The organism is Novacetimonas hansenii (assembly GCF_014843995.1).
Classification (GTDB): Bacteria; Pseudomonadota; Alphaproteobacteria; order Acetobacterales; family Acetobacteraceae; genus Novacetimonas; species Novacetimonas hansenii.
This window is the reverse complement of the sequence record NZ_CP062147.1, coordinates 421,610-436,880: the sequence shown is the minus strand read 5'-3', so window position 1 is coordinate 436,880 and position 15,271 is coordinate 421,610. Positions and strand designations below refer to the sequence as shown.

13 protein-coding genes are annotated in these 15,271 nt (G+C 61.2%); 5 read left to right on the top strand and 8 right to left on the bottom strand.

Annotation, left to right across the window (positions count from 1 at the left end):
• The first annotated feature begins 6 nt into the window (after positions 1-6).
• The 5 genes from IFJ82_RS01890 to IFJ82_RS01870 are packed head-to-tail and all read left to right on the top strand — an operon-like array spanning position 7 to position 6,532.
• Complete coding sequence (locus IFJ82_RS01890; RefSeq protein ID WP_192265422.1) at positions 7-915, top strand: carbohydrate ABC transporter permease; 909 nt, start codon at positions 7-9, stop codon at positions 913-915.
• Positions 912-1,727: a carbohydrate ABC transporter permease gene (locus IFJ82_RS01885; RefSeq protein ID WP_192265421.1), complete on the top strand. Its 816-nt coding sequence runs from the start codon at positions 912-914 to the stop codon at positions 1,725-1,727. Before IFJ82_RS01890 ends, IFJ82_RS01885 begins: the two co-directional genes overlap by 4 nt.
• Complete coding sequence (locus IFJ82_RS01880) at positions 1,724-2,950, top strand: ROK family transcriptional regulator (RefSeq protein WP_062809605.1); 1,227 nt, start codon at positions 1,724-1,726, stop codon at positions 2,948-2,950. The genes IFJ82_RS01885 and IFJ82_RS01880 overlap by 4 nt, the downstream gene beginning before the upstream one ends.
• A gap of 54 nt (positions 2,951-3,004) precedes the next feature.
• Positions 3,005-4,156 (top strand): ABC transporter ATP-binding protein, encoded by a 1,152-nt coding sequence (locus tag IFJ82_RS01875; RefSeq protein WP_192265420.1) that lies wholly within the window; start codon positions 3,005-3,007, stop codon positions 4,154-4,156.
• Between the two features lie 48 nt (positions 4,157-4,204).
• A complete protein-coding gene (locus IFJ82_RS01870; RefSeq protein WP_192265419.1) occupies positions 4,205-6,532 on the top strand; it encodes a GH92 family glycosyl hydrolase in 2,328 nt (775 codons plus the stop codon).
• 438 nt (positions 6,533-6,970) lie between these two features.
• Here IFJ82_RS01870 and IFJ82_RS01865 read toward each other — a convergent pair whose 3' ends face one another.
• The 8 genes from IFJ82_RS01865 to IFJ82_RS01830 form a co-directional block, all read right to left on the bottom strand.
• On the bottom strand, positions 6,971-8,743 hold the full coding sequence (locus IFJ82_RS01865; RefSeq protein ID WP_192265418.1) for an AMP-binding protein: 1,773 nt from the start codon (positions 8,741-8,743) through the stop codon (positions 6,971-6,973).
• Between the two features lie 175 nt (positions 8,744-8,918).
• Positions 8,919-10,166 carry an MSMEG_0569 family flavin-dependent oxidoreductase gene (locus IFJ82_RS01860; RefSeq protein ID WP_192265417.1) on the bottom strand — a complete coding sequence of 416 codons (1,248 nt, stop codon included), beginning with the start codon at positions 10,164-10,166 and terminating at the stop codon, positions 8,919-8,921.
• 14 nt (positions 10,167-10,180) lie between these two features.
• Positions 10,181-10,468, bottom strand: a complete 288-nt coding sequence (locus tag IFJ82_RS01855; RefSeq protein ID WP_062809611.1) for an MSMEG_0570 family nitrogen starvation response protein — start codon at positions 10,466-10,468, stop codon at positions 10,181-10,183.
• A complete protein-coding gene (locus tag IFJ82_RS01850) occupies positions 10,456-11,637 on the bottom strand; it encodes an MSMEG_0565 family glycosyltransferase (protein ID WP_192265416.1) in 1,182 nt (393 codons plus the stop codon). Before IFJ82_RS01850 ends, IFJ82_RS01855 begins: the two co-directional genes overlap by 13 nt.
• Complete coding sequence (locus IFJ82_RS01845) at positions 11,634-12,605, bottom strand: sll0787 family AIR synthase-like protein (protein WP_075595768.1); 972 nt, start codon at positions 12,603-12,605, stop codon at positions 11,634-11,636. Before IFJ82_RS01845 ends, IFJ82_RS01850 begins: the two co-directional genes overlap by 4 nt.
• Positions 12,605-13,192, bottom strand: a complete 588-nt coding sequence (locus tag IFJ82_RS01840; RefSeq protein ID WP_192265415.1) for an MSMEG_0567/Sll0786 family nitrogen starvation N-acetyltransferase — start codon at positions 13,190-13,192, stop codon at positions 12,605-12,607. Before IFJ82_RS01840 ends, IFJ82_RS01845 begins: the two co-directional genes overlap by 1 nt.
• A complete protein-coding gene (locus IFJ82_RS01835) occupies positions 13,189-14,298 on the bottom strand; it encodes an MSMEG_0568 family radical SAM protein (protein WP_192265414.1) in 1,110 nt (369 codons plus the stop codon). Before IFJ82_RS01835 ends, IFJ82_RS01840 begins: the two co-directional genes overlap by 4 nt.
• The gene (locus tag IFJ82_RS01830; protein ID WP_192265412.1) at positions 14,295-15,269 is read right to left on the bottom strand and encodes a Nit6803 family nitrilase; all 975 of its coding nucleotides are present in this window, start codon (positions 15,267-15,269) and stop codon (positions 14,295-14,297) included. The genes IFJ82_RS01835 and IFJ82_RS01830 overlap by 4 nt, the downstream gene beginning before the upstream one ends.
• Between the last annotated feature and the right edge of the window lie 2 nt (positions 15,270-15,271).

Below are 15,271 nucleotides of genomic sequence, written 5' to 3'. Positions count from 1 at the left end.
GGCCCGATGCACCGTCCCGCCCCCTTTGCGCCGCGCACCCTCGACTGGCGGCCATGGCTGCTGGTCGCGCCTGCGCTGCTGGTACTGGCGGCGATCATTGTCGTGCCACTGGGCCGGACGGTGTGGCTTGCGCTGCATGCGGACCCGCACGGCTTCGCCAGGGCGCGCACCGGATGGGGAATGGGGAATTTCGTCATGCTGGCGCACGATGCGGCATGGTGGCAGGCCATGCGCACGACGCTGACATTCGCCATCGCCGCCGTGTCGGTGGAAACGGTGCTGGGGCTGCTTGTGGCCCTTGTACTGCTTGACGCCAGCGCACGCATGCGTGGGATCGTCCTGCCGCTTGTGCTACTGCCATGGGCGATTCCCGCCGTGGTGGCGGCACGGCTGTGGAACTGGATGCTCAATGACCAGTACGGGATCATAAACGCGCTTCTTGTCCATTGCGGGATCATCACGCATGGCATCGCATGGACCGGTTTTCCGGGCGGGATGGTTGCGGTCATGGTCGGGATCGACGCATGGCAGGCAACGCCGTTCATGGCGTTGCTGTGCCTGGCCGGGCTGCTGTCCCTGCCGCCCGAAATCATGGAGGCGGCGCGGGTCGATGGTGCAAGCGCATGGCAGCGCCTGCGTTACATCACACTGCCGCTGTTACGTCCTGTCATCGGGATTGCGGCACTGTTCCGCCTTCTGGATGCGCTGCGCATGTTTGACCTCGCCAGTGTCCTGTACGGCAGCGACATGGCGGGGATGAGCCTGTCGGTTTTCGTGCAGGCACAGATCGTGCAGTTCGGGGCCCCGTGCTATGGCGCCGCAGCGGCCCTGGCGACGCTTGGCGTCATCGGCCTGACGGTGGGGCTACTGTGGGTCTGCCTGCGCGCACCGGTGCGGCGGGGGGATGTGGCATGATGGCCCGCCGCGCCATACGGGCGGGCGCGCCCGCCATCGTGGTGGCGCAGGCGCTGTTCCCGCTCTACTGGGCGCTGGTCACATCCTTCCGCCATGGGCCTGCGCTGTTTTCGGCCATACCCTTCGCCATGCCGGATTTCAGCAATTACCGCGTCCTGCTGTCGGATATGGGCCTGTGGCGGGAGGCCGCCAATTCGGCGCTGTGCGCGGGGGCGGTCGCAATGATCTCCATGCTGTTGGGCATCCCGGCGGCCTATGCGCTGGGGCGGCTGCATTTCCATGGGCGACGCGCGGTGCTGGCGATGCTTCTGGGATGTTCCATGCTGCCGCAGATCGCCATCCTGTCCGGCCTGTTCGAGGTCATCTGCGCACTGGGGCTGTATGACCGTCTGGGCAGCGTCATCTTCGCGGACCTCTTTTTCGCACTTCCCTTTACCATCTGGCTGCTGTCGGGATTTTTCCGCGACCTGCCACGCGACCTTGACGATGCCGCGCGCCTGGACGGATGCGGGATGGTGCGGCGCCTGTTCAACATTCACCTGCCCCTGCTGTGGCCGGGACTTATCGCAACGGGACTCCTGACTGTCATGAACTGCTGGAACGAATTTCTTTTTGCCTGCACCTTCACCCTGAGCGATTCCGCCCGTACGCTGCCGGTCGGCATCGGGCTGATTTCCGCGCCGAGCCGTTTTGAACTGCCTTTCGGAACCATCATGGCCGCCTCCCTGCTTGCCACCGTGCCCCCCATTGCCCTCGTACTGCTTTTCCAGTCCCGCATCACAGCCGGCCTGACGGCCGGAGCCGTCAAATGAGCGCGACATCAGGACCGGACGGTGCGGGGCAGGCCTATTCACGCATCTATAACCGGCGTCTTATCTTTGAACTGCTGCATCAGGCCGGACCGCTAAGCCGCGTGGATATCGCCGAACGCATTGGCCTGAAACCACAGACGATTTCAGGCATCACGCGCGAACTCCTCAACCAGGGCCTGATACAGGAGGTGGGGAAATCCGTCGGGCAGCGCGGGCAGCCCCAGACCTACCTCGCCCCCAACCCGGAGGCAGGATATTCGCTGGGAATGCATGTGGACCGGGGGCACATTTCCATCGTGCTGGGGGATCTGCTGCTTAATGTCACAAAACGCATGGAATGGGACGGGGATACGACCGACCCTGTCCAGACGACGGCGGTTATGGCCGACCTTGTGGAGGCGGCGATCACCGCAGGCGGCATCCCCAAGGACCGGATCTGGGGCATCGGCCTGGTGCTGCCGACCCTGAATGCCGACACGTACGAGGCGGAAATGACGATGCCCGGATGGGACCTGTGGCGTGGTTTCGACGTTGCGGGCACCCTGGGGACACAGGTGGCGTTGCCGGTACTGCTTGAAAACGACGCGACCGCAGCAGCCGTGGGCGAACTGTTTTCCCATCCGGGCACGGCCCCGCGCAATGCCGTGCTGATCTATATCGGCTATGGCACCGGGGCGGGCATCGTCGTTGATGGCATGCCCATGAAGGGCGCACGCGGCAATGCCGGGGAACTCGGCCTGCTGCCTCTACCCGCGCCATGCGCCGACACGGGGGGCGCGGGCGTGATTGACGACCAGCTCTCCCTCCACGCCATTGCGCGACTGCTGCAACGCCCAAGCGAGGAACTGACCCCCGACATGCTGGGCACGTTGCATGCGCGGCGTGACAGCAACCTGATGCGATGGATGGAAACGGCGGCGCAGACGCTGCGCTTCCTCGTGGCGGTGGTGGAGACCGCGTTCGACCCGGAGACGATCTTCCTTGGCGGGGTGCTGCCGCCCTCCATGCTTTCGGCCCTGGTGGAACGTGCCTATCCGCTGCTCCCCTCGCTCAGCGCCGTGCGCGAACGCGACCTGCCCCGCCTGGTGGTGGCAAGCCTGCTGGCGGATGGCCCGGTGGTCGGGGGCATGACTCTGCCGATTTTCGTCAATACGCAACCCGATTTCCGGCACCTGTATATCCGCCAGGTCGGCAGTGACGAACGGCCCTTCGACCATCGCTGAGGGAGGGGCGTCACATGTGGTTCCGCCTCTCTGCCCCGCTGGAAACAAGCCCCGATGACGACACTTACGCTTAAGAACATCCGCAAGTCCTATGGTTCGGGGGAGATCATCAGGGGGGTGTCCCTGACGGTCGGGCATGGTGAATTCACCGTGTTCGTCGGTCCATCTGGCTGTGGCAAGTCGACATTGCTGCGCATGATCGCCGGGCTGGAGGAAATCAGCGGGGGGGACCTGCTGATCGACGGGCAGCGCGTCAACGATGTCGGCCCGGCCGGGCGCGGGCTGGCGATGGTGTTTCAGTCCTATGCGCTCTATCCGCACATGACTGTCTACCAGAACATGGAATTCGCCCTGAAGCTTGCGAAAATACCCAGGGCGGAACGCCATGCAAGGATCGGGGCGGTGGCCCGGACACTCCAGCTTGAACCTTACCTTCAGCACAGGCCCGCGGCACTGTCGGGGGGACAGCGCCAGCGCGTGGCCATCGGGCGGGCGATCGTGCGCAACCCGCGCCTGTTCCTCTTTGACGAACCCCTTTCCAACCTTGATGCGGCCCTGCGGGAACGGATGCGCGTGGAACTGGCGACACTGCACCGTCGCCTGGGGGCCACAACAATCTATGTCACCCATGACCAGGTCGAGGCGATGACGCTGGCCGACCGGATTGTCGTCCTCAACAAGGGCGTGGTCGAACAGGTGGGCGCGCCGCTTGAACTTTATCACCATCCGCGCAACCTGTTCGTCGCACGTTTCATCGGCATGCCGCCGATGAACCTGCTGCCCGCGCATGTCCGTGGCGCGGATGCGCGGGGCATGCACCTGATTCTGCCTGATGGGGGGGAGGCGCGCGCATGTGTCACCACCAGCGGCAGCCTGGATGGCACGGATGTCACGCTGGGTATCCGCCCCGAACATATCTGTCATATCCGTCCCGGCCCCGCAGGTGCTGACGCGGCGGGGAAGAATGTACAGCATGGCAGGATCATGCTGGTCGAACATCTTGGTGCGCTGAGCCATGTGCATGTACGCCTTGCCACGGGGCATGACCTTATCATCCAGACCCATGATGGCGGCGGACTGTCACGCGATGCCCCCATCACGTTTTCCCTGCCGGCACAACATTGCCAGGTTTTTGATTCCCATGGCCGCGCCATGGCACGCATGCCCCTGACGGCAGGCGCACATGCAGCAGGGCACGAAACGTAGCAGCCTTTCCCCAATTCCCATCACCCAATTCCCAGTCGAGAAACAGCGATGCAGCCATGCCACCGACGCGCCTTCCTGCTGAGCGGGACCAGCGCACTCCTGACCGCCTGCCATGCGACAGGCGGGAGATCTTCCTTTCCCGTCACGAAAGGGGGGAACGGAAACCTTGGGACATTGGTGGACCCGTTTATCGGAACGGGGGGACACGGACATACCTATCCCGGTGCCAGCGTGCCCTTCGGGATGGTGCAGGTCAGCCCGGACACGGACAATACGCGCTGGGACTCCGTCTCCGGCTATCATATCGACGACCCGACGATGCTGGGATTTTCGCACACACATCTCAGCGGGACAGGCGTGGGGGACATGCTGGATGTCCTGCTGCGTCCGGGGCAGGGCCGGGTGACGCTTGACCCCGGAAGCCTCATGCATCCGCAGGGCAGCTACCGCGCTCGCTTCCGCCACGAGGACGAACAGGCCGAACCCGGATATTACCGTGTGCGCTGGCCCGACGAAGGTATCGTGTCGGAACTGACGGCCACGGGGCGTGCCGGCATGCAGCGCTATCACTTCGAAAGGGACGGGGAAGCGTTTGTCCTCCTCGACTTCACGCACGGTATCCGCACGGATAATAACCGCCCGACCAGGGTGCATGATGCGTCCCTGTGCTGGTCGGGCGCTCTGCTCAGCGGATCGCGCATGGTGTCTGAATGGGCGTCAGGACGTGAGATCTGCTTTGCGCTGGAGTTTTCCCCCGCCCCGCACCATGTCGCCTTCTTCGTCGATGACCAGCCCGCCGCCGATGGCACGACGACGGTTTCCGGCACGTCACTCAAGGCCGTATGCCATTTCGGCAGGGCACGTGACATCATCACCCGGACAGGTATTTCCAGCGTCGATGTAAACGGCGCGAAGCACAATCTTGCCACCGAAATCACGGACTGGGATTTTGATGGCGTGCGGGCGCGGGCACGGGCGGAATGGGAAAGTTACCTGCAACGGATCGGGATATCGGGGGCGACATCACACCAGCACCGCATCATGCGTACCGCGATGTATCATGCCCTGCTGGGGCCGACACGGATCAATGACTGCGACGGTCGTTACCGGGGGCTGGACCGGCAGGTACATACCCTGCCGCCAGGACGGAAGGATGCCTATTCAACCTATTCCATATGGGACACCTATCGCGCCGAACATCCATTGCTGACGCTGCTGTGTCCTGAACGGGTGCCTGATATTGTCCAGAGCCTTGTCGAGATGATGAAGCAGTCGGGGGGACAGGTTCCGGTATGGCCGCTGCAGGATGTCGATACGCAGTGCATGACCGGCTACCACGCCGCAAGCGTGGTGAGCGAAGCCGCGAACAAGGGGTTTGGGGGCATCGAATATGCCGCCGCATGGCGGGCGATACGCAGGCGCGCATTCGCCAGCACCGATGGCGGGATGGGTGAATATCGCCACAGGGGCTGGATACCGGCGGATCGGGTGGGGGAATCCACATCAAGGACCGTCGAATACAGTTTTGATGATTGGGCCGCCGCACAGCTTGCCACCCGCAATGGCGCACGCGCGGATGCACGTACCCTTTTGGCGCGGTGTCATTCCTATCGGAACCTTTATGATTCCCACACGGGTTTTATCCGCCCGCGCCTTGCCTCCGGCCGCTGGGCGGAACCGTTCAGCGCCAATGAAATGGGCCATTCAGGCCAATGGCGCGATTATACCGAAAGCAACCCATGGCAGGCGACCCTGCTGGCGCAGCATGACGTATATGGCATGATGGACATGATGGGGGGTGAAGGAAAATTCCTGTCCTTCCTCGACGGCATCTTCGCCGCCAACCCCGCGCTTCCACCTGACGCACCGCCAGATATCTCTGGCCAGATGGGACAATATGCACATGGGAACGAACCCAGCCATCATATTGCCTATCTGTACGCCTATGCCGGGCGACCGTGGCAGACACAGGACCGTGTGCGCATGATCCAGACGCAACTTTACGCACCCCGGCCCGACGGCATGGCGGGCAACGAGGATGTCGGGCAGATGAGCGCCTGGTTCATCCTGTCGGCGCTGGGCTTTTACCCGGTGGATCCGACAACGGGCATTTATGTTTTCGGAAGTCCGCTTTTCACATATATGCATTTACAAACCATCGGCCCACGCGCCCTGGTCATCGAAGCGCCAGGGGCCAGTGACACGCGACGTTTCATACGCGGGGTTTCATGGAACGGGCAGCCATGGACGAAAAGCTGGATATCCCACCAGCAGCTTGCCAATGGCGGCGTACTGCATTTCGATATGGCCGATGAGCCGAATTACACATTCGGCAAGGAGCACAAGGACCGCCCACCCAGCCTGGGCCGCACATGAGCGCAAGAATTTTCACGAACTGTTTGAAACGAAATGCTTCATGGAAACTGATAAAATCATTCAGTTTTTTCATGAGAGAAAATTTTCAGAGATGTTTAAAAAACCTTTTCCAGAACTTTCATGATTCAGGCAGGTTGCCCGTCCCGCCTGTTACAGGATTCTTGAACAATTTTCGCCAGAAATACACTGAAACAATGGAAGTTTTTTCTTAAATCATCGCATTTTCAAAATATTAAAGTGAAAATGACATTTCCCATCAATAAAAAACAGGGGAAGTTTTTGGGTGCCGCCTTTCGATCGAAAGGCGGCGTCTTCTGAAGCTTTTTAGAAAAAGCTTCACCAAAAACTTTTATAATTTCAGGATGTTATTAAGCCTGACTTTTCAGATATCCTCTTATATCCAGTAGCATCGGAAAATTCCCTTCATGCCCGGCCCGTTCAGCAGGCGGTCAGGTGACGTCGCCTGATCTTGCCAGATATGGTGGTTGGCAAATGCCTGACGAAACGCACATCACGCAGCCCGACCCACCTGCCGATGACCCGGCGGACCTGCGCGATAATTTCTTCAGAAGACGGCGCACAGCCGGTGCCAGCAACCGGCACCACATAAGCAACGGGTCGCTGTCCGCGCAGATCGTCTGGAACCGCGACCACAGCACACGCATGTACGGCCGGATGGGTGGCAATGACCTTTTCAATCTGCACCCCTGAAATCCGCCGCCCCGCGACCTTTATCACGTCATCCGAACGCCCGAGCATATGCACGCCATGTGCACCGTCGATCATGCCTTCGTCAAAAGTCCGGTAATACCTGCCTGTGTCATCAAGATATGTGGACGGGACACGGACGCCCCCGTCCTTCCACATCCCGGCAAGGCAACCAGGCGGCAGTGGCAGGGACAAGATAATTTCGCCACAGGAATGTTGTGCAAAGGCGGGCGCGATGGCCGGACGAAATCCCGGTGCAGGCCGCCCGATCTCGTTCATCAGTGATGTCGGCTCACATTCAGGCAGGCCAAAGAAATGGGCGGTGATACTCCACCCGGTTTCGGTCTGCCACCAGTGGTTGACCACCGGTTTGCGGAAATATGACCGCGCCCAGTCCAGAAGGGTCGGGTCCGCATACTCGCCCGCCACGAAAATACGCGCCAGCGCGGGCAGGATCACCCCTGACGGATGACGCCCCTCCTGTCGCATCAGGCGCATCTGTGTCGGTGTCGTGAACAGGCACCTGACCCCATATTCATGACACAACGCCTGGATAAGCGAGGCGGACGGCGCACCTTCGACAATCACGCTGCTACACCCGTTAAGGAGTGGCGCATAAACACCATAAGAATGACCGACAACCCAGCCGAGATCCGATGTCGTGAAAAAGGTATCACCGGGTTTGCAGCCATAGATCAGTTCCATGGACAAGGCGAGGGCCACGGCATGTCCGCCATTGTCACGCACGATGCCCTTCGCATGACCTGTCGTGCCGGATGTATGCAGGATATAAAGGGGATCTTCGGAACGCAGTGTGACTGGTCCTACGGGCGTGGAATGTTCCAGCATATGGAAATCATGATCCCGCCCCGGCAGGAGCGGCGCCGTACAGGCCCGGCGCTGCACGATCACACAGGCCTGTGGTCTGTGCATCGCGGTGGCAAGCGCATCATTCAGGACAGGTGCGGCCGGAACCGCCGAATGCCCCTGAAAGCTGCAACTGGCGATCATGATGACTTTGGGCGCCACGTCATCAATCCTGCGCGCCAGTTCAGGCCCGGCATAGCCGGAAAAAACCACCACATGCACGGCCCCGATCCGGGCACAGGCCAGCATGGCGATGGCGGTTTCAATCATGGTGGGCATGGCGATCAGGACGCGGTCGCCCTGTCCTACCCCCAGCGACCGCAAACCCCCGGCAAACCCGGCCACCCTCCGCCTCAGGTCGTGATAGGTGATGGCCTGCCGTTCCTTGGTGGCACAGGAATGCCAGATCAGGGCGGCCTGCCCGCCACGCCCGTTCTCTACATGTCGATCCACGGCATTATGACAGGTGTTCAACGTGGCGTCGGGAAACCAGTCATGCCACCCGTCCGCCCGTGTCCGGCACGCAAGCCGGGGCTTTTGTGTCCATGTCACGCGCCGTGCTGCGTCCAGCCAGAATTGTCCTGGCTGGTTCAGGGCCGCGTCATACATTGATTTGTATGTTGCCCATGGCACCATGGCCCTTCCTCCGCTCAGAGACTGTCTGAAAACACATCATTGATAAAAAAGAAAAGTTTTTGGGTGCCGCCTTTTGATCGAAAAAGACGGCGTCTTTCGAAGATTTTTGTAAAAAGCTTTACAAAAACTTTTATGATTTCATTACGTTGTCGATCCTGACGTTTCAAAAACTCCCTCAGGCTATGGGAACATCTTTGCCGGTAATCTGGCTTGCCAGCCATGCGGCATCACGTGAAACACCGGAAAACCGCCCCGACCCCCATGTATGCAGCCATGGCAGGCCAAGAAAGTAAAAGCCCGGCATATCGGTCACACCCCGACGCCAGACCGGCTTGTTGGCCCCATTGAAAACCGGCACATCAATCCAGCGATAATTCGGGCGGAAACCAATGCACCAGATGATCGCGGTGATTCCAGCAGCCTTCAGGTCCAAAGGCATGTTGCCGCCATCGGGTTCCCATACAGGGACATAGTCTGTTTCCGTCGGGGCGCTGATACCTTCGCGGGCGATATAGGCGTCAATGGACTTCTTGATGTCGGCGTTGGTCCTGTCCGCATCATCAAGGTTTTCCTTCAGATCCGGTGCGAAATGCGCCACCTCGTCCCGGATGGTCGCCAGCGTGCCATGCAGGCCCACGCCTTCGCGGGCGAAACGGCGCAGATCAAGGTCATGACCACCATTGCGCCCAGTCACATAATGATTGGTCTTGTCACGCGCACCATCACGCAAGGGATGATTATCCACCGTCAGGTCGTAAAAATGCATGTCCGCAAGCCAGTCTACAACATCGCGGCCACGATAAAAGCGTGAAACACGCGGGGCGGACCCCACACACAGATGCACCTTGCGGTTTTCAAGGAACAGGTCCTCAGCAATCTGCGCGCCGGACTGCCCACTGCCCACAACCAGCACCGCCCCTTGTGGAAGCTGGGAGGCATTTCGGTAATCCTGCGAGTGGATCTGGAAAATTGATGGGTCAATCGCACTGGCATAGCCGGGGATCACCGCATCCTGATACGCGCCCGATGCGATGACCACATGCCCTGCATGCCAGACTTCATCGCCCACCACCACGCGATACCCCCCCGCTTCATGGCGGGTGATGGAGGTGACGGCACTATGTTCACGCAGGGGTGGATTGAACGAGGCGACAAAACCTCTGACATAATCTATGATTTCGTTCTTTACCATAAATCCATGCGGATCGTTTCCCTGATAGGGATGGCCGGGAAGCGCACATTGCCAGTTGGGCGTCACGAGACAGAAATTATCCCAGCGTTCATCATCCCACGAATGACAGGCGGTTTTTGCCTCAAAGACAATATGCTCCACCTTCTCGCGGCAGAGGTACCAGCTCATGGAAAGGCCGGCCTGGCCCGCACCCACGATCACGACGGGAATGGTTTTTTCCTGCTGTGTCATAAGAATATTCCGCCTTATGGTCTGAAGGACAGGACGCGCACCTGCGCATCGGGTCGCGTGAGGAAGGGCGTGCAGGTCTGGCGGATGGCCTGAAGCTGACCAAGGGCACGGCTGCACGGGACGCCATAACGCGCCCGCACCCGCGCGCTGGCCTCTGTCAGGGCTATGTCTGCCTTTTCAAGAAATTCATGCACCGGATAGTCCTGACCGGCCGTGAAATGGTCCCTGATGACCAGTGAGGGAGAGTAACACTCAGCCTCCTTCCCATCGGGCCAGCGCACACGAAAAATCATTTCGGGCATAATGATACCCTCCTTGGAACAGGGCGTCCGGCGGGCTGCAATGCCGCCAGGCGCCGATATGCGCGAAGATGCCGTCCGGCGACGCGGCGCCAGTCGAAACGGGCCGCCGTTACAGGCCCACTGACCCGAAAGCGGCGCGCGCTTTCGATACTGAGGGCCGTGCGTAACGCATCACCAAGTGTCCGGGGACATTCTGGCTGGCACCACACAACCTCCGGCGTATGGAAATGTTCGCTAAAGGGCGGCGCAGCAGGCACCACCACCGGAATTCCGCAGGCCAGGGCCTCAAGCGGGCACAGGCCGAAGCCTTCTGTCCGTGAAGGATAGGCCAGTACGCAGGACTGCCGATATAATGCGGGCATATCGTCATCGGCAATCGTGCCCGTCACACTTACCGCACCGGCCAGATCCCCTGCCTGAAGCTCTTGATCGAAAAGGCGGCGATAATCGGAATGGTCCAGCAGGGACGCCCCCCCGGCGATTACGAAATGCAGGTCAGGTTGTTCGCGGTGCAGTTCCTTAAATGCCCTGAGCAGCACAAGCGTATTCTTGCGGCGCTCTATCCCGCCAACCGACAGCACAAGACGTGCCGTACGCGAAAGCCCATAGCGGGCGCGCAACGCATGATCGCGCGGCCCCGCCCCCGGAAAGAACCTTGTCAGGTCAACGCCATTTCCCACGACAGGCGCATGCCGCCCATAATCGGCAAGGAGGGTATCCTCCCAGACGCGGCTGACCGTGAAAAGCTCGCTTGCACTGGTAATCCCTCTTGCCTGACGGGCTGCGACACCACGATGCGGGAAATGGTCCAGATGATGGACCGTGCGGGCAAAACCCGGTATCCGCCCTTCCGCCACCAGATCCGCCAGCGCGTTGGCGCTGATCGGGTCCTGGGCATGCAGCACATCGAAATTCGCATCCTCTCTGACTGCATCACGGATTTCCATAATGCGTCGTTCCACCAGTGCCGGCAGGTCGTCCCCTGCCATGGCCGCGATGTAGCGGGTGGCGCAACGGGGCCTGCGAAAGAAACCCGCCCCCGTCACATCCGGGGCGATCAGCATCGCGTCATGCCCGGCGTCACACAGGGCTTCCGCCAGCGCCATGCCATGCACCACACCGCCGCGCGGATTGGTCGAATGGGTCAGGATACCGATGCGAAGGGTCATGGCGCCACCCCCATGAGCGGCCTGTGCGCAAGGTCCCAGAAGGTTTCCCGCGCATCCGCCCACAGGACATCGACCCGATGCGTGTTGTCACACCGACCGATGACGGACGCCGCAATGTCACGTCCGCGAAACCGGTCCATGATCGCCCCGGCATCCTCGGGGCGGGCCGTCAGCAGATAGCCATAGCTGGGAAATGCGGACAGCCAGCGTTCCATTGGCGCATCCCCCGGACGCGGGATGTCATCAAGCATGATGGTCATGCCCACGCCAGAACATTCAGCCAGCATGAGGGCCGTGCCGAGCAGCCCGGCCATGCTGATATCCTTGGCGGCGCGGCTCAGGCCATCTTCGGCAATCATGGGCAGGAGTTCGATATCCCCGCGCAGCCGCGCAGCCCCGCCGGTACCGCACAGGGCGGAACTGGCATCCCAGAACGGGTGCGGATCATGCCAGCGCCCGCGCAGGTCGATGGCGGCGATCAGGACCTCGCCCGGTCGCGCATCGAAACTGCTCAGCAGATGCCGGGCACGGCCAAGGATCGCAACCGACAGCGAATTATGGGGGCTGCGCATGTTGGTATGCCCGCCCACGACAGGCACGCCATAGGTGCGCGCGCCATCATGCAGGCCGGTCAGGATCGGGGCTGCAACCTCTGGCGTGTCACTCCACAACGCATCGACCACCGCAAGCGGGCGTCCCCCCATCGCCGCGATGTCGCTGACATTGACCATCACGCCGCAATAGCCAGAAAACCATGGCATGGACCGGACGAAACTGTCCTGGAACCCTTCGCTGGCTAGCAGGAGGTAACCATCGCCATCGGGTATGGCGGCACAGTCATCCCCAAGGCGGATGGCCTGTCGCGCCCCCTTACCCAGAATGGCGACGGCCTGTGTAATGTCCTGCTTTGCCACAAGCGCACGCCCGGTGCGCAGGCGCGAAAGCATGTCGCACAATATATCGGCCATCACGCCACCTGTCGGTTGCGAAGCTGTTGACGGGAATATTGACGGGGCTGTGGCCGCAGCAGCCATGTCTGGTCCTGCATATGGGCGGGATACCGCGACAGGTCGGCCTGCATGTCATGATGCGGCAGGCCGTGCAGGGTGATGGCGCCAAGGCTTTTCCAGTGCAGGCGGCGAAAGAACGGTACATTCTGTTCCTGCACCTGTGCCATAAACCGCGTGGCCCCAAGCCCGTGCGCGGTACTGACCGCCATTCGGATCAGTTCCGCCCCGATCCGCCCCAGTTTGCGGTGATCCGCATGAACAGCCAGACGGGAACCACGCCAGATACCGGGTTCGGCTTCGTGGATGCGCACGGCACCCACAATCCGGTCCGGCATGCCCGCCATGCAGCACGCTGCGATAATGGGAATGGCAACCGCATCGGTCGCATCGCGGTCATCATCGGCGAACACGTGCTGTTCAGTGCAGAACACCTCGCGGCGCAATGCATGATAACCAGCGCATTCCCATGACGCACGGGCAAGGCGCACGACATATTCCGTGGGAATGAACGGCCGGTCTTCCATCCCTTCAACCCGCATATTCATCGTTCATACGCCGAAAGCGAGGAACAGGCGCCACAACGGCCGCACCCGGCCCGGATATCGGTGGATTTCATGCCTGCTTCCCGCAGCATCCGCCCGAGCGGCGCCAGAACGGACTTCATGAAATCTGACGAAGGGGGCGCGTGATTTTCCAGGGGCGTGCCGGAAATAGGCACAAACGGCACCACAAAGGGGTAGACCCCAAGTGCGATCAGACGCCCGGCCAGGGCCAGAATATCTTCGGCACTGTCACCAAGCCCTGCAAGAATGTAGGTATTGACCTGCCCACGCCCGAAAATGGGCACGGCGCTGGCAAACGCCTCCATATAGCGGTCGATGCTGACGGTGGCCTTGCCGGGCATGATCTTCTCACGCACGGCCTGCGTGGCCGCTTCGAGATGCATGCCAAGGCTATCCGCCCCCGCCTCACGCAGGCGATGGAACCAGTCATGATCGCGCGGCGGTTCGCACTGCACCTGAAGCGGCAGGTCCACCGCCGCCTTGATGGCGCGGGCGGACTCCGCCAGGACCGCCGCCCCCCGATCCACCATATTGGGCGTGCCGGTCGTCAGCACCATGTCGCGCACACCATCCAGCTCCACGGCAGCCCTTGCGACCTCCGCCAGTTGCGCGGGCGTCTTGTGGGCAATGGTGCGCCCGGCCTCCAGCGACTGGCCAATGGCGCAGAACTGACAGGCGGTGCGCCGGTCGACATAACGGATGCAGGTCTGGTGTACCGTGGTCGCCAGCGTGTCACGCCCATGCAGCAGGGCAATTTTCCAGTAAGGGACGCCATCTGCCGTGCGCAGCCCATAAAAACGGGGGGCAGCGGGAAAATGGATCGTGCCCAGAACCCGTCCATCACGCAGCAGCGTACTCGCGCCCTGCGGGTCCGGCGGGCTTGCCTGAAACGGGGAACGCCGGGCACCGGATGTATAGACTGGGACCATGACGGTCTGGCCCGCGATGGTGATGGTCTTGTGGTCCGAAGGGCCGGCCCCGCCCTTGCGGGCGATGCCAGCATTATCGCTGCCGATCTGCAGCCCGAAGGATTGCAGATCCGTGACGAGCTGGCGGCCCGAAAGCGTGCCGAGGGTCGGTACGGTCATGGCGCGGCCTCATCCGTAAATGGGAAAGACGGATCCACCTCACCCGCGTAATGCACCATGCGCGCGGGCCGTCGGTCATGCAGCAGGCTGAGCAGTTCGGGACGTGCGTAATGCCCGACGGAATCCATCATCCGCTTGCGCTTGGTAATCAGGGCAAAGTCGAGATCGGCAATGACCATGCCCTCCCCTTCCGTCAGCGGCGTGCCAAGCAGCCTGCCTTCGGGTGAGACGATGGCGGTAAAACAGCCCCCCCGCATCGGTCCTTCCAACGCGGGATCACGCGCGATTTCCTTGATCTGTTCGTCCGTAAGCCAGCCTGTGGCATTCACGACAAAGCAGCCGGATTCCAGCGCATGGTGGCGGATGGTGACTTCCATCTGATCGGCGAAAATCTGCCCCACCAGTGAACCGGGAAACTGCGCGCAGTGTATTTCTTCATGCTGGGTCATCAGCGCATAGCGGGCAAGCGGGTTATAATGCTCCCAGCATGCCAGCGCCCCGATGCGCCCGGCGGCACTGTCCACCACTTTCAGCCCGGCGCCATCGCCCTGCCCCCATACCATGCGTTCATGGTAAGTGGGCGTGATCTTGCGCCGTTTCAGCAGGATTTCACCTGTTGCGTCAAAAATGACCTGTGTGTTGTAAAGCGTGCCGAAATCACGTTCATTCACACCCAGCACCACGACCATGCCGGTCTGGCGCGCGGCCTCGGCCACCATCTTGGTCACGGGGCCGGGAATGACGACGGCACGTTCGTAAAGTGCCAGATGCTCGTTCCCAAAACGGAAGGCAGGCTGGATAAACGAAAAATAGGGATAATAAGGCACGAAGGTTTCGGGAAAGACCGCAAGCGCAACACCTTTTTCGGCGGCATCACGGATGGCCTGGCAGACTTTCCGGGCAGTTCCAAGACCATCATCCCCCAGGACAGGGCTGATCTGGATGGCTGCGGCGCGAACGATACGGGACATGG